The sequence below is a fragment of the Neiella marina genome (assembly GCF_002165625.1).
GTDB lineage: Bacteria > Pseudomonadota > Gammaproteobacteria > Enterobacterales > Neiellaceae > Neiella > Neiella marina.
In genome coordinates this window covers 26,476-47,289 of sequence record NZ_NGNS01000030.1, presented here as the reverse complement: position 1 = coordinate 47,289, position 20,814 = coordinate 26,476, and the positions used below count along the sequence as shown (strand labels likewise).

The window sequence follows — 20,814 nt, the reverse complement described above, 5'->3', positions numbered from 1 at the left end:
TGTTCTATAGTGACTTGCTGTTATCGGTGGGCCGATGTTGTTAAGTCAGTGTTGTTTTGTTGATGTAAATGTTATGTGGTTGGTGGCTTTGTCGATACTCGCAAAACCACGGGTCTGGGGCAGGAAAAAACACCGGCTGAAGGACTAGTAAAATTACGAGTAGGGCTGCTGAGTTGGGCTGGGTAAAATAACCTCAAGAAAACAATTCGCTATTTACAACAGGAGTTTAGTCATCCTGTTGGTCCTCTCAGGGCTATCTTTAGTGATCCTTGGAATTACTAGTAAAGCAATCAGGTAGGTATTTTTATGAAGCCGATACTGAACACGCCATCTGGGTGGCAAGCGCTGCTTGTTGGGTTGTTGTTGCTGTTCAGTTTCCGAGCCTGGGCTAATCCCGTGTTGACGCCTGAGGAACAACAATGGCTGCTGGAGCATCCGGTGGTTACTGTCGGCAACATCTCGTCAGCGCCACCATTTAGCTACAGCGAAAATGGTCAGGCAAAAGGTTTCTTACCTGAATTAGTTGAACTGATCGCCGAACAAGCAGGCTTCAAAGTAGCTTGGCAAACTGAGTTAACGTTTGAACAGTTGCTATCTGCAGGACAGGCAGGGCAAGTGGATTTGCTGGCTGGTGGCGTTAAGACTGACCTGCGTAGCCAACACTTTTACTTTTCTGCTCCTGTTATCGATCGCTCCTTGGCTGCTTTTACCAATCTCGCGCCAAGCCATAATCTCATCGATCTAACGACTAACGTTGCCGCGATGCCAGCTGGCTCTTTTCTCATCGACAAGCTGCAGCAGGATTATCCAGCTTTGACGGTGATCCCAACCCAAGGTGTTGCTCAAGCATTTGAATTGGTTTCGCAGGGCAAAGCCGACTTCACCATTGCAGACGAGCCAACAGCGGCATTTATCGGCCGAAGTTTGGCCATTGACAACATTCGCGTGGCGCAAACAAAACAAGAGCTATCTCTCTATGGTCGGCCAATCCATTTGATGGCACCGAAAGCTCACCCACAATTGAAGCGAATTGTCGATAAGGCCATGAATAGTCTCGAGCCGGCCAAGCTAAAAGCGTTGCGGCAGAAATGGCTGAGTGTTGACGACCCCTTGAGCCTGACTGTCGAAGAGCGCCAATGGTTAAATCAAGCGCCGGTAATTCGGGTGCAGGCATCGGCTGAATACATGCCGTTTGATTTCCTTGACGACGGTCGGCCAAGCGGATATTCGCAGGACTTATTGGCACTGCTCGCCCAAAAACTAGGGCTGAAGCTTGAGTACGTCAAAGGCCTCGAATGGCACGATTACTTGGCCAAGATGCAAAACCGCGAAATTGACCTGATGGCATCGGTGTATTACTCCGCGGAACGTCAGGCATACCTGACTTATACCGATAGCTATCTGCAGGGCGGCGCTCATATGTTGTATGGTCGCTCTGGGAGTGACAGGGTTCAGCGGATTGAGGACTTGAAAAACAAGGTGGTCACGGTGGAGGCCGGATCGCTGCCTCATACCTTCTTAGCTAACAATTATCCTGAGATTGAATTACGATCGGTCACTTCTATTCGGCAAGGGCTAGAATCGGTATTGCGACAAGACAGTAACTATTTTCTGTGTGATGTGATTGTCTGTAATGCCTACATTTACCATTACTTTATGAGCAACCTGGAAGTGAGTGGCTCACTTAATATTGGTGCATTGGAAGGTGGACTGGGACTGCATTTCGCGGTGCGCTCTGATTGGCCAATACTCGCGGCTATATTGCAAAAAGCTCAGGATGCAATTACTCCGCAGGAAGAAGCGACGCTCAGAGAATCTTGGATTCGTCAAATTGGCGGGCCGCAGGCCTACCTGACAGATTTAACAGCGAGTGAGAAACAGTGGCTGGCCAACAACAATCGATTGATATTCTCAGCAGCGGCGAAAGCTCGCCCATACAGCTACTTGAATCGAGACAATGAGTTTGCCGGTGTCAGCTCGGATATTGTCGAGCGTCTAGAAGATACGCTTGGCATTGAAGCGTTCTACAAACCGGCTACCTCTTGGGCAGAAGCCCTGGCTTTGCTCGAGACCGGCCAAATTGATTTCATTCCATGGATATACATCACCGAGCCTAGAACCCAACATTTTTTGTTTTCGGAGCCTTATTTTACCGACAACTTGGTGCTATTTACGCGCAGTGATTTTCATTATGTCAGCGGCTTGGAGGATATGACTCATCGTTCACTGGCAGTGGTAAGAAAATCGGCCATTGCCGACAAGATCAGTGCCGACTATCCGCTAATCAAGCTGGTTTCATACCATAGCATTGACGATGCATTGCAGGCTGTGTCATCCGGTCAGGCCGATGGCTTAGTACACTCCAATGCCATTATGGATCAAGTATTGCGCTTGTCGGATATCGACAACATTGAATTTGCCGCCACCACACCTTATCGCTCTGAGCAGGCATTTGCTGTTCATCCATCGAAACCCGAACTGGTGCCGTTGATTAACAAAGTGATTGCGGCCATTTCTGAACAAGAGCGTGCTCTGTTACTCGACAAATGGACCCATGTTCGAGTGGTTGAAAAAACAGATTGGCGCGCTGTGTTGCTGTGGCTTGGCATCATTATCTTGCTCGCAGCCGCGGCCGTTGGCGCCATCACTATTCGCAATCGCCGAATTGCCTTTCAGGCTGTCCAAAAGAGTGAAGCGCTGCTGGCCAATGCGCAACGAATGGCAGGTATGGCGAGCTGGCAGTGGCTAGCGACTGACGATTCGATGATTTGGACTGCAGAAGGCGACCAAATCATCAACTTGCCACATAATCGCCAAATGACTCGACGTGGTTATTTGAAACTCATTCATCCAGATGACCAACTGGCGGTTAAACAACGTTGGGCGCAATCGATTGATCAGGGGGTATATCAATCGGAGCACCGACTGATTATTGATGACAAGGTTAAGTGGATACGGGAAATTGCCGAGCTGAGCACTGATGCAGAGGGTAATTTGGCGACTGCTGCAGGCACCACACAAGATATTCATGGTCAGAAAATGAATGAGTTGCAGTTGGCAGAACATGCTGGTGTGTTGCAGAAATTGGCAGCCAAATTGATCAACGTGCAAGAGGAAGAGCGCCGTCGCGTGGCGCAAGAGCTACATGATGATTTCGGTCAGCGCTTGGCGGCGATATCCATTGACGCTGGAAGTTTGGAGTTAGAGCCCAGTATCAGTTCGGCGCGTGAGCGAGTCACGCTGCTTAAATCCAAACTCATTCAAGTGGCTGCTGATGCCCATGACCTATCGCGCCGTCTTCACCCAGCAATGATTGATGATCTTGGCTTAGCCGATGCGTTAACCACAGAAATTGATAGCTTCACTCGACGCGAGTCGATTGACGTTGCTTTTCATGTCACTAAGCAATTGCCAGAGTTAAGTGCTGAGGTAAGACTGAGTTTATTCCGCATTGTTCAAGAAGCGTTGGACAATGTTAGAAAACACTCGGAAGCGTCTATGGTGCAAGTGACGATTGAGCTCGAAAATAACGGCTTGCTGTTGCAAGTCATTGATGATGGCATGGGCTTTGATGTTGACCAAGCGATGACATCACCAGGTCTGGGGCTGCAAAGTATGATTGAACGGGCCAAGCTGATTGATGCCGTGCTCAATGTCAGTTCGGAGCTAAATCAAGGCTCAACCATTGAGCTTGAAGTCCCGTGCGATACCTAATGTGAGTGTCGTTGAGTAGATTTATTACCAGTAAATACAATAGATTAATTTAATGGTGCCAACTTCCAGCCTGCTCTTTGAGTGACGTTCTCTATAGTTATCTACACAGTGATTATGGCAATGTCATCGGCGAATTTGCTGGATACCGGCATGGAGTGCGTTAACAAGTCAGCAATAAACGTTGGAAAACTGTGAGTTATCCGGTTGGACCTGAGTTAGTATCAACAGTAGTGAACTTTGGGTCCCTAACAGCGTAGTTGTTGTGAAGACGTCGAGGACAAAGAGCCGGACATGAAAAAGACTGTAATCCTAGCCGATGATCATGTGCTTGTTGCTGAGGGCATCAAGAACTTATTGGCCCAGCAATATGATGTGTTAGCAACTGTTGAAAATGGTCGTGAACTGATTACCGCGGCCAAACAGCACAAGCCAGATGTGATTGTCTCAGATGTATCGATGCCATTGCTAAATGGTATTGATGCGCTGCATAAACTTAAAGAGCAAAAAATTGATGCCAAGGTGGTGTTTCTCACCATGCATCCAGACGTCAAGTACGCAATTCGAGCCCTTGATGCTGGCGCAGTTGGTTATGTGCTGAAGCACTCGGCAGCCGAGGAGCTGCTCACCGCGGTTGAAGCAGCGTTGGCGGGTAGAACCTTCATCACTTCGTTGCTCGCGGCAGAAGTGATGGAAGCCTATCGCCAAGGTGGCGATAAAGGTGCCGCTGATCCATTGGCTCAACTGTCGCCTCGGCAGCATGAAGTGCTGCAATTGTTGGCGGAAGGAAAGACGGCAAAGGAAGTCGCCAACATAATGAATATCTCGAGTCGTACGGTTGAGTTTCATAAGTACAAAATGATTGAAGTGCTGAAACTCGATAACGCCAGAGAGTTAATTAAATTTGCAATTGAAAATGGCTTAGCGGCGACCAACCCGAACTAAGTCAGTTTGGGAATGGTTGATGTATGCGCAGTTTTTTTAGAAATGCTTTTCAAGCCAATCAGCCAGAGTGTTGTGACCTGTTTGGTTCACTGAAAAAAAGCCTCATCAATGATGTTTGGATTGCACTTATCATCCTCGCCCCGTTTGGCACTTTTGCAGGCGTGTGCAGGGCGTTGCAAACTGGCGTCACCTATACCTTGGTGATCCAAAGTCTGCTCATTGTTGCCATCGTTGGCTTCTTCTTTGTTCGTAACAATTTTACCGTACCCACTCAAGCTATCGTTGCCATCGCTTGTCTATTCGCTATTGGCACGCCTGCCTTGTTCCAGTTTGGTTTTTACAGCGCATCGTTTCTTTGGTTTTTCTTTGCCACTTTGATTGTCGCTTACTGTTTTCCTAAGCACTTGGTGTACTCGGTGTTAGCAACATCGGCCATGGTGCTATTTGCTGGCTACCTGTTTGTTTCTGGGCGGCAGACGTTGCCGGTTGATGCCAATGTGTTGATTCATCAACTTGAAGGTTGGGGCGCGGCAATATTTGCCATCTTGCTGTTTGGTATGTTGATGATCAAAGCGATATCAGCTTACAACGCTCGCTTTCATGCTTTGAACATCAAACTGGCAGAGCAGAAACAGCAAATTGAAAAGCTGGCTAATCATGATCAGTTAACTGGACTGCCCAATAAGCGGTTAGCGATAGACCGCTTGAAGACGGCGATTGAGTTAGCAAAACGTGAGCAACACAAAGTGGCGTTGCTTTACATCGACCTCGATGACTTCAAACCGGTCAATGACCGCTTGGGTCATGATGCCGGTGATTGGGTGTTAAAAACGGTGGCGCAACGACTGTCGACCACGATCCGCAAAAGTGACTCAGTATGCCGAGTCGGTGGTGACGAGTTTATCGCCATTTTACCGGCCATCAAGTCAGCTGCTGTGATGCAACAGGTCTGTGAAAAATTGATTGCAGCAGTTGCTGAGGACATTGAGTTTAATGGCCATCGCATTCACATTGGTGTCAGTATTGGCGTATCGATTTATCCGACCATGAGCGACTGCGAAGCAACTTTGCAGCAAATTGCCGATCAAGCCATGTACCATGCCAAGCAGCGTGGCAAAAACCAATTTGCCTTTGCCCAGGACGTCGCCTTCGCTTAACCATCTGGTTCGCCAAGAAATTAACTATTTTCGTAACAATTTAAGCCCGACTCACACTCGGGCTTTTACCTTTGTTGTGCCTGAAAGCCTTATCAGATATGACTTAAACCGTAATTTCCTAACTCCAAACTAGTAATTTTCCTAGCTCTCAGTTTGGCAACAACCTCATAAACTTTTCATTAACAAACGATGAGGCAGAGGTTAGTTATGCGCATTCAACAAAACAATTCATTAGCAATCGATCACAGCTCGATAGCAACCAGTCGAGCTGACACCGCACAGCTTGCTCGTTGCCCAGAGTCGGTTGCCAAGATGGTTCGCGCCGACAACCTCAGCTCGTTTGCCATCAGTGACGATGAACTCAAGCATCGCAGTTTATCCATGGTCATTGCTGAAAACATCATCCTTAGCCTTGCTCATTAGTGGCCGTTTCAAGGGAATTTAGGAGATCAGCGTCTGCATCCTCATTGGCTCGACGATTGGCCAGCAGAGCGCCCAGTTTGGCGCCGACATGCAACCGACTCCTGAAATTTTTTATCAGTAGACCCTTGCCACTGAAGAAGGCTGTTATCAACGCAGTAGCTTGGCTGACAAGCCAGCAAACATTAGGAATTTCATTATGTTTACCCGTAAGTTAAATCGAATCGTCAACGTTGCAGCCTTGCTGTTGCTATCGGCCGGCTGTGCTGACAGTTCCGACTCCAATCAAGCAGCGCCACCGCCAACGGTGACGGTTGCTGCAGTTGAAGTCTCAGAGTTAACACCATCCTCTGAGTTTACCGGCCGTGTCGAGGCAATAGACAGCGTTGAGCTTCGCGCTCGGATTGAGGGTTTTTTGAAGCAGCAGTTTTTCAATGAGGGTGAAAGTGTCAACCAAGGGGATGTGTTATTTGAAATTGAAAAAGATAACTACATTGCCGATGTTGAGAATGCGCTAGGTGCCATCGAGCGTTTACAAGGTGCGAAAAAGCTAGCAGAAATCGAGCGTGATCGCCGAGCAAAGCTGGTTAAGACCCACTCTATTGCCCAAGAGCAGCTCGATATCGCAGTTGCCAAAGTGGAAGAGGTCAATGGTGATCTGCTGTCAGCCAAAGCAGCATTGAAGCGAGCAGAGCTGGCGCTGAGCTACACCGATGTAGTGGCACCTATTGGCGGTAAGATTGGTATTTTTCCTTACTCAACCGGCGATTTTGTTGGACCTGCAAGTGAACCGCTTGCGTTGCTGGTCAGTCAGGACCCTATGTATGTGACTTTCCCCGTGTCGCAAAAAGCCTTGCTGGACTTTCAGCAAGAAAATCGCCAGAAGGGCAATCCTGCGGATGCAGTAACTATGAAAGTTCGTCTCGCCAATGGCGATCTTTATGACCAGTCTGGCACCTTGAATTTCATTGATGTTGAGGCCAACCCTGGCACTGACACAATTTTGGTTCGCGCCCAGTTCCCTAACCCCGATGGCGTGTTAGTCCATCAGCAATTGGTGGAAGTGTTTGTTGAGGAACACACCGTTGAAACCAGCCTGACTATTCCGCAGGTCGCTATTCAAATCGACCAGGTTGGTGCCTATGTGTTGTTGGTGGATGACGCCAACAAAGTGCAGGTGCAACGGGTAGAAACCGGCCCAATTATTAATGGCAAGGTGGTGATCACCGGTGGTTTGAAAGAGCACCAGCAAGTGATCACAGTTGGCATCCAAAAAGTGCGCCCCGGTGTTGTGGTTAATACCGTTGCTGCCAGCAATGAGGTGTAATCATCATGTTTTCGTCGATATTCATTGACCGGCCGCGATTCGCGGTAGTGATCTCACTGGTCATTACCATTGCCGGCTTAATTGCCTTGAAAGCGCTGCCGGTGGCACAGTTCCCTGACATTGTGCCGCCTCAGGTAGAAGTTTCGACCTCATACCCCGGCGCTGGTGCCAGTGTGGTTGAGGAAACCGTGGCACAAACCATTGAGTCGAAAGTCGTTGGCGTTGATAACGCCATGTACATGAAATCAACCAGTGGTAGCGATGGCTCCTACAGCTTGGTGGTGACGTTTGAAGTAGGCACCGATCCGGATATCAATACGGTGAATACCAAGAACCGCGTTGACTTGGCAATGGCTCAGCTGCCTGCCGAAGTCCAGCGCCAAGGTGTTGATGTGCAGAAAAAATCGCCGGCATTGCTGCAGGTGATTGCATTGACGTCGCCAGAGGAAACCTATGACACGCTGTTTTTAAGCAACTACGCCAACATCAACCTGATTGATGATTTGAAGCGGGTCAAAGGTGTCGGTGATGTGTTCTTGTTCGGCATCGACTACAGCATGCGGATCTGGCTTGATACCAACCGCCTGACTAACCTTGGCTTGACCGTTAATGACGTGATTGCGGCGCTGCAATCGCAGAACTTGCAAGCTGCGGTAGGCCGCATCGGTGCCCAGCCGATGACTGACGATCAAGCATTCCAGCTCAACATTCAAACGAAGGGGCGTTTGGTTACCCAAGAAGAGTTTGAAGACGTGGTGATCCGAGCTAATCCTGACGGTTCCTATGTGCGAGTGAAAGATGTCGGCCGCACTGAACTGGGAGGCCGTTCGGTCGATTTGTACAGCCGCTTTAACGGCGGAGCGACTGCTTTGCTGGGTATTTATCAATCGCCTGGTGCGAATGCTATTGAGGTTGCTGAAGGTGTCCGTGAAATCATGGCGACTGCCGGTGAGCGTTTCCCTGACGGCATGGAATACAAAATTAGCTACGACACCACGCGTTTCGTTGAGCAGAGTATTGAGGAAGTACTGCATACCCTAGTTGAAGCCTTGGTGTTGGTGGTTATCGTGGTGTACCTATTCTTGGGTAACTTCCGCGCCACCCTGATCCCAATTATTGCTGTGCCAGTTGCCATTATTGGTGCCATGGCAGTGATGCTGATGATGGGATTTTCGGCCAACACCGTATCGTTGTTAGCGCTTGTGGTCGCCATCGGTATTGTGGTTGATGACGCCATTATTGTGGTCGAGAGCGTCGAGCACATCATGGAGCATGAGCCTGATTTGAGCCCAGCGGAGGCGGCTAAAAAAGCCATGGGTGAAATCACCGCACCGATTCTAGCCATCACATCAGTATTGCTCGCGGTATTTGTGCCAGTGGCGTTTATTCCGGGTATTACCGGTCAAATGTTCCAGCAATTCGCGGTTGCGGTGTCTGCATCAATGGTGATCTCGGCGATTAACGCATTAACCTTGAGCCCGGCGTTATGTGCGGTGTTCTTGAAACGTAATCATGGCAAGAAGAACAAGGTGGTTAGCTTTGTTCTAGGCGGCATTGATAAAGCCCGCGATGGCTATGTTTCTATTGTGCGCCGTTTGGTGCGGGTATCCATTCTTAGCTTAGCCGGTTTGGCCGTTGTCTTTGGCGGTATTATCTTCACCAATGAGCAAGTGCCCAGCGGTTTCCTGCCGGATGAGGACCAAGGCGCATTGATGGTCGAAATTCAGCTTCCTGAAGGCTCATCAGTGAATCGCACCGAGCAGATCGTCAAACATGCCGAGCAGATCGTCATGAATACGCCGGGTGTCGAAGATGTCAGTGCCACAATTGGCTTTAGTATCATCGATAACTTAGCTAAATCGAACAGTGGTTTCTTGATTATCGTACTTGAACCGTTCACTGAACGGGCCGACGAATCGTTGAGTGTGCATTCAATCATTAAGCAGTTGTATGGCGAGTTTCAGACCATTGGTGAAGCCAATATCTTCCCATTCAATTTGCCGCCGATTATCGGTTTGGGTACTGGCTCTGGGTTTGAATATCAGATCAAAGACCTACAAGGCCGGACGCCAGAAGAGCTAGCAGCTGTCAGCCGAGGCCTGATTGTTGAAGCCAATCAACATGAAGACTTAAGTGGTGTGTTTACCACCTACTCAGCAAACACGCCGCAAGTCTATCTGGATATTGACCGCAACAAAGCGCAAACCCTTGGCGTCAATGTCAGTGATTTATTCTTGGCGCTGCAAACCATGTTGGGTGGTTACTATGTCAATGACTTCAACTTGTTTGGTCGGACTTGGCAGGTGAACTTGCAAGGTGACATGGAGGATCGCAATGAGCTGGAAGATATTTTCCGTATTCACGTGCGTAACAACCAAGGTGACATGGTGCCAGTGCGTTCAGTTGCTGATGCTGAAATTGTCCTGCGACCACAATCGGTTGTGCGTTACAACAATGCGCGCAGTATCACCATCAATGGCAGTCCTGCACCGGGTGGCTCTTCGAGTGAAGCGTTGGCTGCGATGGAAGAGCTGTCGGGTGACGTGTTACCGCCGGGCTACTCGTTTGAGTGGACTACCACGGCTTTGCAAGAGAAACGTGCGGCAGGCCAAACCGGCCCAATCCTAGCGGCAGCTTTACTGTTCGTGTACCTGTTCTTAGTGGCCTTGTACGAGAGCTGGTCGATTCCTATTTCGGTCATTCTATCGGTATCTGTGGCTTTGTTAGGCGCTCTAACAACCTTGTGGATGACAGGCTTAGAGAACAACCTTTATGCCCAGATTGGTATTGTGGTGCTCATTGCACTGTCGGCGAAAAACGGCATTCTGATTGTCGAGTTTTCCAAAGAGCAGCGCGAGAAAGGGATGTCGATTCTTGATGCTGCGGTGGAAGGTGCCAAGTTGCGTTTCCGGGCGGTAATGATGACCAGTTTTGCCTTCATTGCCGGTTTGATTCCGCTGGTTATTGCTGAGGGCGCGGGTATGTTGAGCCGCCGAGGTGTTGGTACTGCGGTATTTGGCGGCATGATTTGGTCATCGGTGATTGGCATCATGTTCATCCCAATGCTTTATGTGGTGTTCCAGCGCATGCGTGAGAAGATTCACGGCAACAAGGAACAGCCGAAGCAAATCGAGCAATCCACAGCAGAGTAACTAATTGCTGGCAAATAAAAGACGCTACCCCGGCAACCGAGGTAGCGCCTTTTTGTGCTCATAGAGAGGTTAGCGAAGGGTAACGAACTCTTCGGCAGACGTTGGGTGAATCGCTACGCAGGCATCAAAGTCTGCTTTGGTGGCACCCATTTTGATAGCCACGCCAAAGCCTTGGAGGATTTCATCCATACCCAAGCCGATGCCATGTAGGCCCACTACTTTCTCGTCAGGGCCGGCGCAAATCAGCTTCATCCGAGTGATTTGGCGGTGACTGGTGACCGCAGTGTACATGGCGCCGAAACTGGAGTTGTAAACCTTAACCGCTTCTTCGCCGTATTCGGCAATTGCTTCTGGCTCAGTCATGCCAATGGTACCAATAGTTGGATGGCTAAAGACCACCGTTGGTACCAAGCTGTAGTCCATTTTCATCTGATCTTGGCCATTAAACAGGCGCTCTGACAGAATTCGACCGGCTTTTACTGCCACTGGGGTAAGCTCAATATAACCAATATTGTCACCAACTGCGTAAACGCCCTCGGCACTGGTTTGATGGTGTTCATCGACCTTGATGTAGCCACGTTCGTCAGTAGCAACGCCGGCTTTGTCGAGCGCAATGGTGTCGGTCGCTGGTTCACGGCCAATGGCCCAAATCAGACAGTCGACGGTAATGCCTTCACCATTTTCAAACTCAATCGTGAGGCTGCCGTCGTCGTGCTTCACCACTGACTTTGGCGTGCTGTGGGTATGCAGGGTTGGGCCATCTTCGGCCATCAATTCGACCAAGGTTTCACTCAGCATCGGGTCGAAGTTTCTCAGTGGCGCATGTTTACGGACCGCCAGATGAGTGACAGAGCCGAGGGAGTGAAGTACGCCGGCAAGCTCAACGGCAATATAGCCGGCGCCAACCACGCAGACCCGCTTAGGTTGCTCGTTGAGGGCAAAGAAGCCGTCTGAGTCAATGCCATATTCGGCACCTGGAATGTTCGGGCGAGTAGGGCGGCCGCCAGTGGCAATTAAGATGTGTGGCGCACTGTAGTGCTCGCCATTGACTTCAACAGTGTGGGCGTCGACAAACTTGGCAAAGCCGTTGATCACTTCGATGCCATTGTTGCCCAGCACCCGATCGTAAGAGCCGTGAATACGCTCGATGTATGCATCACGGCTTTTGACTAAAGTTTGCCAATTGAAGTTGTTGACGCTGACATCAAAGCCATAATCTGGTGCGTACTTGTGAATCGCTTCTGCAACTTGAGCGCCAAACCACATGGCCTTTTTCGGCACGCAGCCAACGTTGACGCATGTACCGCCAATATGGCGAGCCTCGATCAGCGCCACTTTTTGGCCATGCATTGCCGCTCGGTTGGCCGAAGCAATGCCGCCAGAGCCAGCACCAATACAGATGTAATCGAATGTTTTCATTAGGGCATCTCTTTAGGATTTGTGTCCGCAGTTTGCCAGATGGTCGGCCAGGTTAAAAGTGACCATTGAATTACCGGACTCTGGCTCCATATGAAGGTTATAGCGCGCTGCAATCCTTGCCGCCAGTGAATTAAAGAGAATGCTAATGAATCAAACCAATCCTCTGCTAGCAAATGCGCAACTGCCGCCTTTCTCGAAACTATCAGCTGAACACATTCAACCTGCCGTTGAGCAAGCCATTGAGCATTGTAAAACCGTTGTCGATGAGGTCTTGGCGCAATCTGAATCAGTCAGTTGGGATGCGATTGTTGCTCCGCTCGAGCAGGCAGATGATCGGCTTAGCCAGATTTGGTCGCCTGTCAGCCACGTTAATAGTGTCTTGAATACCCAGCAATGGCGCGAAGCGCACGATGCCTGTTTACCGGCATTGTCCCAATACAGTACCTATCTTGGCCAGCACAAAGGCTTGTTTGATGCCTACCAAAAGTTAGCCAATAGCGACGGCTATGCCAGTCTGAGCCAGGCTCAGCGTCAGTCGATCGACAATAGTCTGCGAGATTTTCGCCTATCGGGTATCGATCTCGATGCCGACAAACAGCAACGTTATGGCGAGATCAAAACTCGTATGGCTGAGTTATCGTCGCAGTTCAGCAACAACTTACTTGATGCCACCAATGCATGGCAGAAGCATGTTACCGATGCCTCGGTATTAGCAGGGCTACCGCAAACAGCACTCGATGCTGCCCAGCAAGCCGCCGCTGGCAAAGAGTTGGATGGCTATCTGCTGACCTTAGAATTTCCAAGTTACATGGCAGTGATGACTTATGCTGATCACTCGGAACTGCGACGGGAAGTCTACACCGCGTTTTGTACTCGCGCCTCGGATCAAGGGCCCGACGCTGGTAAGTGGGACAACGCCGAGTTTATGCGTGAGTTGGTCGCCTTGCGAGCAGAGTTAGCGGCATTACTTGGCTTTGATAACTACGCCGAGTTGTCACTGAGCACCAAGATGGCGGAATCGCCAGAACAAGTGGTGAAGTTCCTCAACGACCTTGCAGCTCGATCGCTACCGCAAGCGAAAAAAGAACTCGCTGAGCTGACCGAGTTTGCTCGAGAAACCCACGGTGTGAATGAACTCGATGTCTGGGATTTGACCTATTACGCGGAAAAGTTCAAGCAAGCCAAATATGCCATAAGCGATGAGATCCTGCGGCCATACTTCCCTGAAGAACGTGTCGTCAGTGGCCTGTTTGAAGTAGTTAATCGACTGTTCGGAATGCGTGTTGAAGAGCAGCAAGATTTCGACAGCTACCATGACGATGTGCGTTTCTTCCATATTTACGATAGCGCAGACGTTCATCGTGGCAGCTTCTACTTAGATTTGTATGCCCGCGAGCATAAACGCGGTGGCGCCTGGATGGACGAATGCCGAGTGCGCCGACAAACGGCAGAAGGCCAACTGCAATTGCCAGTGGCCTATCTCACTTGCAACTTTAATAAGCCAGTCGGTGACAAGCCGGCGTTGTTCACTCACGATGAAGTCGTGACCCTGTTCCACGAGTTTGGTCACGGTATTCATCACATGCTGACGCAAGTCGATATTGCCAGTGTTTCAGGGATTAATGGTGTGCCTTGGGATGCGGTGGAACTGCCAAGTCAATTCCTCGAGAACTGGTGCTGGCAACCGCAAGCATTGAGCTTTATTTCCGGCCATTTTGAGACTGGTGAACCGCTACCTGCTGATTTGTTGCAACGTTTGCTGGATGGCCGCAATTTCCAATCGGCACTTGGCATGATGCGCCAGCTGGAATTTGCCCTGTTCGATTTTGAACTGCACTTGTCGGCTGGTGATGTGGCTGAGGTACTGGCGTCGGTGAGAGAGCGAGTGGCAGTCATTCAACCGCCTGAGTTTAATCGCTTCCAGAATTCATTTGGTCACATTTTTGCTGGTGGTTATGCGGCCGGTTACTACAGCTACAAATGGGCTGAAGTATTGTCGGCAGATGCGTTCGATAAGTTTGAACAAGACGGTATTTTCAACTCTGAAACCGGCGCTCAGTTCCTCCATACGGTATTGGAGCAAGGTGGTTCTCGGCCTCCAATGGAATTGTTCAAAGCATTCCGTGGCAGAGAGCCCGACATTCAACCATTGTTGCGTCATAGCGGCATTGGCAGTTAGTCGGCGTTGTTTAACTCGGTCCCTTGCAGTTGCCGTTGAGCCATATCGATGTGATCAGCAAGCTGAGACAACAATTGGTTGTTCAGCTTGCGTTGCTCGATGCTGACGGATAACTCTGTCAGCAGTTTGCCCAGCTCTGTTTGTCTAATCTCGTTAGCTGCTTTGGAAGCTGCATTGAGCAGCTCTCTGGCGTCTTGCCAAGCATCGATTTCAATCAAGGTTTTGAGGTGAACGTCAATTTTGCCGTAGCGTTGATAGAAGTTGTTCTGCAGATATTGTTGATCGGCCAATTCGGTCACAAAGTCACTGGTTCCAGAGTTGCTATTGCCGCCGTCGACTGAAAAGCTCAAATAGCGGGATAGCACTCGAGTTAGCTCGCCCATGACCACCGGTTTACCGATGTGATCCTGCATACCGGCTTCAAGGCATCGTTTTCTGTCAGCGACCGACACGTGAGCCGTTAAGGCGACAACAGGTAGCGCATCCCATTCGTGGTTTTGGCGAATGATACCCACTGCCTCAATACCATCCATCTCCGGCATTTGCAGATCCATCAATACCAAATCAAATGGCTGTTGCTGCAGCTTATCCAAGGCGATGGCGGCGGAAATAGCGCCATCAGCTTTCAAGCCCAAGCGCGACAGCATCAGCTGAGTGATTTGCAAATTAACGCCGTTGTCTTCGACCACCAACACGCGCTGACCATTAAACATGATGTTCGGAGATTCCGCTGTCGCTGAAGGGGTTTGCAGCAACTGGGCAGTTGGCGCAGCAACTGGCAGCTGAATATCAAACCAAAATCTGCTGCCTCGATCAGGAATACTGGTGACTTGAAGCTGTCCTCCCATCAGGCCCACTAGACGCTGGCAAATCGCTAAGCCAAGACCGGTGCCGCCATATTGCCGAGTTGTGGCGTTGTCGGCCTGAGTGAATGGCCTAAACAAATTGCCCAGTTTTTCCGGTGCAATGCCAATGCCGCTGTCTGCAACGGCCATTCTGATATGAGCTTTGTCACTATCACATTCGGGCAGCTGGGTAACGGTCACTGTGACATGACCATGTTTGGTAAATTTGATTGCGTTGGACACTAGGTTCATTAGCACTTGACTGAGGCGCAATGAGTCACCTACCAAGCCGACTGGGACGTCGGTTGCTAGTTCCAAATTCAACTGCAACTGCTTTTGTTCCGCTTTCGGTAACATCAACAGCTTGAGGTTGTCGAGCAGCGCTTCTAAATCAAAAGCTTGTTCGTTGAGTTCTAAATGACCGGCTTCGATTTTGGAAAAATCCAAAATATCATTGACGATGGCCTGCAACAGTTCGGCGCCATGGGCCATTCGTTTCAAATATTGTTTCTGCTCCGATGATAAGTTGTCGCGACCAAACAGCTGAATAAGACCGCCGATAGCATTGAGAGGGGTACGAATTTCATGGCTGACATTGGCAACAAAGTCCGACTTTGCTTGAGCTGCCAATTCGGCACTGCGGCGGGCATGCTCGACATTACGCTGGATTTCCTTGCGCGATGTGGCGTTGCGCAGCATGACTACAGCGCCAACATTGCCATCTTCAACGGCGGTTGGTGCAGCATTGAATTCTAACTCAATCAGAGAGCCTTCCTGCCGCAGCTGTCCCTCGCCTTCGGCCATGGTGCGGGTAAATCGCGCTTCGTGGACACATTGCTCAAGCGTCATTGAACCGCTGACCGGAAGCAATAGCCCTTCAATGGACTGGCCGACCAAGTCTTCCGGTTTTTGTTCCAACCAGTCTGCCAACGTTTGATTGGCGAAGTTTACTCGACCTCGGCCATTGACCTCCAGAATACCGTCAGAAGACGCTTGTAACACGCGACTGAGGCGATCATTGAGCATTTGCAATTCTTGGGTGCGGGTGCTTACTTGCTGCTCTAACGAACTGTGATAACTAGCCAGTGCCTTGGTTTTGCGCACTATGTTGGCAAATAACTGGTGTTGCTCGCGATAGTGAAAGTTCTGACTTTGCGATTGGTCTTGCGGGATCGGAAAATTATCCTGACTTGAGAATCTCAGCAGTGCATCGAGTGGTTGAGTAAACAAGTTTGCCAGTAATTGCCCCAATACGACCGATGCCAGCGAGGCCATGACAATAAACAAAGCCCACTTCAGATAGTGGTGTTGTAGCTTCACCAAGACTTGGTTGGCTGGCGTCAGTAGCATGACTTCCGTTTGTTGGTCGATCGCTCGCCGATGGAAGAAGTAGTCGGCTTTGTGACTACCAAACTCACTAGTTAGCGCTGGCAGCGGTAAAGGCAGCGCTGACAAACTCTGGGTATCAAACACAAAGTCGCTTTTTAGCGGCAGGCTTAAATTGCTGCTACTGAGATTTACCTGTTGCTTGCTATTGAGAATGACAAATTCAAAAGGCGTTCCGGCAATGTAAGCATCAAGATTTTTTTGATGCTGAGTGAGTGGCAGAACGCCCTGCACGTACCCTTTGATAGTGAAGTTGTCTGGCCTATAAATTGGTCGAGTCGCAATAATCGTCGGTTTAAAACCAAAATCTGAGCTAGCCACTGAGTGAGACAGTCGAGTTTGCCTACTGCCTGAGGCCAACTCTATTTCTGCCGCGTTCACTGTTGGTTCTGGTGCTCGACTTCTCAGTCCTTGTTGAAAATCTCGTTGCTGGCTATAACGCAGCAATTGGCCGTCGCTGGTTGTTAGCATCAGCGCCAAATATCTTGGGTTAGCGTCGAACATGGCGTCAAGCTGTGCTTGTGATGGCATCACGCCGGCACCTAAGTTGGAGCGCCAAAGCGCCACCAGCGAGTCGAGTTGACGCCGCTCTAGCGCTTTTTGTTGCAGCGCATAAGTGCGAATCTGTTCGCTGTAGTTATTCAGATCTAGCTCTAGCTGGTGTTTGACATTATCGGTGTAGTGGCGCTCACTGACTAAGCCGTAGGCAAGTAAGCTTAGGGTTGCCAGCATGCCAAATGCTTGGGTGAGATAAACCTTTAACGGCGGCAGCGCCAGAGGCCGTTCAGATAGGAATTTGCGACACCAAGGTAACATCGCGATAAATGCCGCTAACAGGGTATACAAATAGCCATTGAGTGCCTGTTTCACCAAGATGGTGGCCAACATGGGTGGCGACAATTGTTGGACGCTGATCAACACCAAATAAACTAGCGGCATACCAACAAGTAACCAGTACAGCAGATCGGCGACCAAGGCGTGGACTCGTTGCCGAACCATCCAATTGACAAACAACACTTCGAGAGGAAACCAGATGTAGCCCCAACCGTGTTGCCAATTAATGACTAAGCCGGCGGTAGCAATAACAGAAGTCAGCAGGGCGTGATGGGGCCGCATCAGAATGGCAGCCAGCATGCTAAATAGACCGCCGAGGACCAGGCTGGTGTTGGCGAACATGGGAATGGTAAACAAGTTGGTGACTGCGCCGAGCACACCGAGACCAATCGCTACTAATAGCGACTTGTTCTGTAATCTTGCGGGAGAGAACCATTCTCTGGCCAAAATAAACCGTCCTGGTGACCAACTAACCAAGGCTAGATTAACAAGTTGTTGTCTGAAAGCGAATCGGATTGGTGTAAAATAGCGACCATGTCTATGCCTGCCCAATTGTTTTGAATGACTGCCATCTCTGTTATTGCTGAATGCGCTGAACTCGTCGATGGTGCTAAACAACTTGCTCGTCGCTTCAATCTGCCTTTCGGGCCGAGCAACGCCCCCGGATTACAATTAATACTGACCGTTCGTGGCTTAGTGCTACGCGACCGTGAACAACCCAAGCTAGGCGATGTTTGGGTCGACTGGACGGGTGGCGCGGTTGCTCATCGGCGCAATTTTGGCGGTGGCCGAGGGCAAGCAGTTGCCAAAGCAGTGGGCTTGAAAAAGGGCCAAACACCATCGGTGTTGGACGCTACGGCGGGCTTAGGGCGAGATGGTATGGTGTTGGCTAGTTTGGGGTGCCAGGTGTCGCTGGTTGAGCGTCATCCTGCGGTCGCAGCGTTGTTGTACGATGGCTATCAGCGAGCCTGCTTGGATAGTGATATCGGTCAATGGATCACTGAGCGCGTGCAATGCCATCATGGTCAGTCGCGAGAGATGATCGAATCTTTGCCCCAGCATGATGTGATATACCTCGATCCGATGTTTCCCCACCGGCAGAAATCAGCCCAAATCAAAAAGGAGATGCGGCTATTTCAGCAACTGGTTGGAGCAGATGAGGACGCTGATGCGGTATTCACTGTGGCGCTGCAACATGCTGGCAAGCGAGTGGTGGTAAAACGCCCCGATTATGCTGATTTTATCGCAGGCCAGCAGCCCCATCATCAAATCGTCACGAAGAAAAATCGCTTTGATGTATACATGACAAACCCCTGAATTTTTTACTGGAATTCGTTAGATTGTGATGGTAACTCATTAGCCAGAAAGAAATTTCATAAAACTGTCATATATCTTGGCTACTGTGCCAGCCGAACATTAACTACAGGCTGACACTGCGATGCGCGTTTCCCACTACTCTAGGTTTTCTGCCATTACGTTGTTTTCTGTCAGCCTTGCCTTTACCGGTATGTTGTACTGGGCCAAGGGGCAGTTAAATGATTCCAGTGAACAACGAACTACCTACCAAACAATCAAAGAAGACGCTTCGCTTGGGGTTGTTGCATCGTTGCAGAACTATCTGCTCAAAGGCGATGCTGTGCTGTTGGTCGAAGTGGAACAACGGTTGATGAAACTCAACCAAGATCTCGCTACCTTGCCACCACAAATCTCAGCGCCAATTAGCGAACAAGTCGCCTTGTTGCTCAGCAAAACAAAATCTGATTATCGCGCTATTGGCAAGCTCAGTGGCGACCCGATGGCACTTTTGAAAAATGCTGAACGGGAAATGCTTGCAAGTAGCAAGGCGTTGATTCGTTATGCGGCCGACGGCTATGACAACAAGCCCGCCGCCGCGAGGCAATTCACTGACATTAGCGCTGATATTGCCAGCTTGCTGCATGAGCTGAGTGATGCTCGACAAGACCTGTTCAACAATCAACCGCAAGCGCGAGACCATATCAATAAGTTAGTGTCCAATTTAGAAGAATTGAGCCGACGAATTCAGGCATTGCCGCTGCTTGGCGTTTACCTAGAGGCTGAAGAGGATGAATTTGCGCTAGGGGATGAAGAAGAAGAAGCGGAAGAAATTGGTGAGCTTGCTGTCGCTGATCTGGCGAGTTTGATCAAGCGTTACCCTGGCGAACTGCAACAAACGCAGAAGCTAGCCTATCAGCGCGAGCAAAGTTTGCAGGCTCTGGAGCAAGACATGCAACGCTTTGGTGATGAAGTGGCCAAGGGTGAGGCGGTTGTTGCCGCCGAACGCGAGGCAATGCTCAACAAGTTACAGTTAGTGGTTGGGGCGCTGGTGGCAATTTTGCTACTTATCGCCATTCTCAATTACTTGTTGCAGTTTAACTATGTGCTTAAGCCCTTGCGGCAATTGCGAGCTGGCTTCAAACAGTTGCTGGAAAGCGATGAGCTGACCACCATTGATATTCGCAACAAGCAATCGGAAATGGGTGAAATCGCCGCCTTCTTCAATCAGCTCATCGAGCAAGAAATGGCTGACATGAAACGACGCCAAGAGCAGTTGCAGGTGGTATCGGATGCTCTAGAGAGCATCAGCGGCCAGGTCAACCATATCTGCGAGTCAAACAGCGACACCGAGAAACAATTGCTCGGCTCTCGAGAAGTCACTTCGGCGTTGGCAGAAATCACTACCGAACTGAGCCGTATCTCCGCTGAAGTTGAGGCCAATGCCAGAGAGACTGAGGCGGCGATGACCAATAGTCAGGGGGATGTTGCGCAAGTTATTGCCGCTAGTGAGCAGACTGCGGTGGCAACCAAGCAAGGCCTGACATCACTGCGAGATCTGACTGCATCGGTTGGCGACGTAAGTGCTATTTTGGATGTCATTCGGACCATTGCAGAGCAAACTAACCTGCTGGCGTTGAACGCTGCGATTGAATCTGCCCGTGCTGGCGAGCACGGTCGTGGCTTTGCCGTAGTTGCAGATGAAGTGCGCGGCTTGGCGATGAAAACGCAGAACTCTCTGGGTGAAATCACCCAAATCCTCGACTCCCTGACTCAGGCTTCAGAAAGCCTCGAGGGCAACATTAACGAAGTGCAAACCGCTTCGAGTAATCAAAAGCAAATTGCTCAGCAGCTGCTGGATACTTCAGAAAGTGTTCGGGAAAAGTCACAACAAGCAGTTAGCGTTGCCCACCAGGCCAATAATTTCGTGCAACAGCAAGAACAGCAAGTGAGTTTGTTTAATGACGCCATGGACACAGTGCAGCAGCAGGTTGAAGGCGCCCGCGGACTAGCCGTGGAGATTCAAACTGACGTTCGTACCCAAGCCACTCATATCACCCGAACGCTGATTGATACTGAGGCTGGTAACGACGATTATCATCAAAGTCGCAGTGCGTCTTAAGTCTGACCTCAACAGCCGTTATAC

The 20,814-nt window shown here is 49.9% G+C and carries 11 protein-coding genes; 9 read left to right on the top strand and 2 right to left on the bottom strand.

The window, feature by feature from the left end; translation table 11 throughout:
* Positions 1–306 precede the first annotated feature (306 nt).
* The 6 genes from CBE68_RS17415 to CBE68_RS17390 all read left to right on the top strand — a co-directional run bounded on the left by CBE68_RS17415 (position 307) and on the right by CBE68_RS17390 (position 10,712).
* The gene (locus CBE68_RS17415) at positions 307–3,714 is read left to right on the top strand and encodes a transporter substrate-binding domain-containing protein (protein ID WP_087507479.1); all 3,408 of its coding nucleotides are present in this window, start codon (positions 307–309) and stop codon (positions 3,712–3,714) included.
* Positions 3,715–4,005: 291 nt separating this feature from the next.
* A complete protein-coding gene (locus CBE68_RS17410) occupies positions 4,006–4,656 on the top strand; it encodes a response regulator (RefSeq protein ID WP_087507478.1) in 651 nt (216 codons plus the stop codon).
* 23 nt (positions 4,657–4,679) lie between these two features.
* Positions 4,680–5,813 carry a GGDEF domain-containing protein gene (locus CBE68_RS17405; RefSeq protein WP_087507477.1) on the top strand — a complete coding sequence of 378 codons (1,134 nt, stop codon included), beginning with the start codon at positions 4,680–4,682 and terminating at the stop codon, positions 5,811–5,813.
* A gap of 207 nt (positions 5,814–6,020) precedes the next feature.
* On the top strand, positions 6,021–6,236 hold the full coding sequence (locus CBE68_RS17400; RefSeq protein ID WP_087507476.1) for a hypothetical protein: 216 nt from the start codon (positions 6,021–6,023) through the stop codon (positions 6,234–6,236).
* A 196-nt stretch (positions 6,237–6,432) separates the two neighbouring features.
* The gene (locus CBE68_RS17395) at positions 6,433–7,560 is read left to right on the top strand and encodes an efflux RND transporter periplasmic adaptor subunit (RefSeq protein ID WP_087507475.1); all 1,128 of its coding nucleotides are present in this window, start codon (positions 6,433–6,435) and stop codon (positions 7,558–7,560) included.
* A 5-nt stretch (positions 7,561–7,565) separates the two neighbouring features.
* Positions 7,566–10,712, top strand: a complete 3,147-nt coding sequence (locus CBE68_RS17390) for an efflux RND transporter permease subunit (protein WP_087507474.1) — start codon at positions 7,566–7,568, stop codon at positions 10,710–10,712.
* Between the two features lie 69 nt (positions 10,713–10,781).
* Here the strand turns inward: CBE68_RS17390 and gorA are convergent, their stop codons facing one another.
* Positions 10,782–12,131, bottom strand: a complete 1,350-nt coding sequence (gene gorA, locus CBE68_RS17385) for a glutathione-disulfide reductase (protein ID WP_087507473.1) — start codon at positions 12,129–12,131, stop codon at positions 10,782–10,784.
* Positions 12,132–12,276: 145 nt separating this feature from the next.
* Here gorA and prlC point away from each other — a divergent pair, with 145 nt between their 5' ends.
* A complete protein-coding gene (gene prlC / locus CBE68_RS17380; protein ID WP_371870523.1) occupies positions 12,277–14,310 on the top strand; it encodes an oligopeptidase A in 2,034 nt (677 codons plus the stop codon).
* On the opposite strand, the gene CBE68_RS17375 is transcribed toward prlC, so the two are convergent.
* The gene (locus tag CBE68_RS17375) at positions 14,307–17,822 is read right to left on the bottom strand and encodes an ATP-binding protein (RefSeq protein WP_143824614.1); all 3,516 of its coding nucleotides are present in this window, start codon (positions 17,820–17,822) and stop codon (positions 14,307–14,309) included. The genes prlC and CBE68_RS17375 overlap by 4 nt on opposite strands.
* 114 nt (positions 17,823–17,936) lie before the next feature.
* On the opposite strand from CBE68_RS17375, the gene CBE68_RS17370 reads away from it, so the two are divergent.
* Together CBE68_RS17370 and CBE68_RS17365 are read left to right on the top strand one after the other, a co-directional pair.
* Complete coding sequence (locus CBE68_RS17370) at positions 17,937–18,692, top strand: class I SAM-dependent methyltransferase (protein WP_087507470.1); 756 nt, start codon at positions 17,937–17,939, stop codon at positions 18,690–18,692.
* 121 nt (positions 18,693–18,813) lie between these two features.
* A complete protein-coding gene (locus CBE68_RS17365) occupies positions 18,814–20,790 on the top strand; it encodes a methyl-accepting chemotaxis protein (RefSeq protein ID WP_087507469.1) in 1,977 nt (658 codons plus the stop codon).
* Positions 20,791–20,814 lie beyond the last annotated feature (24 nt).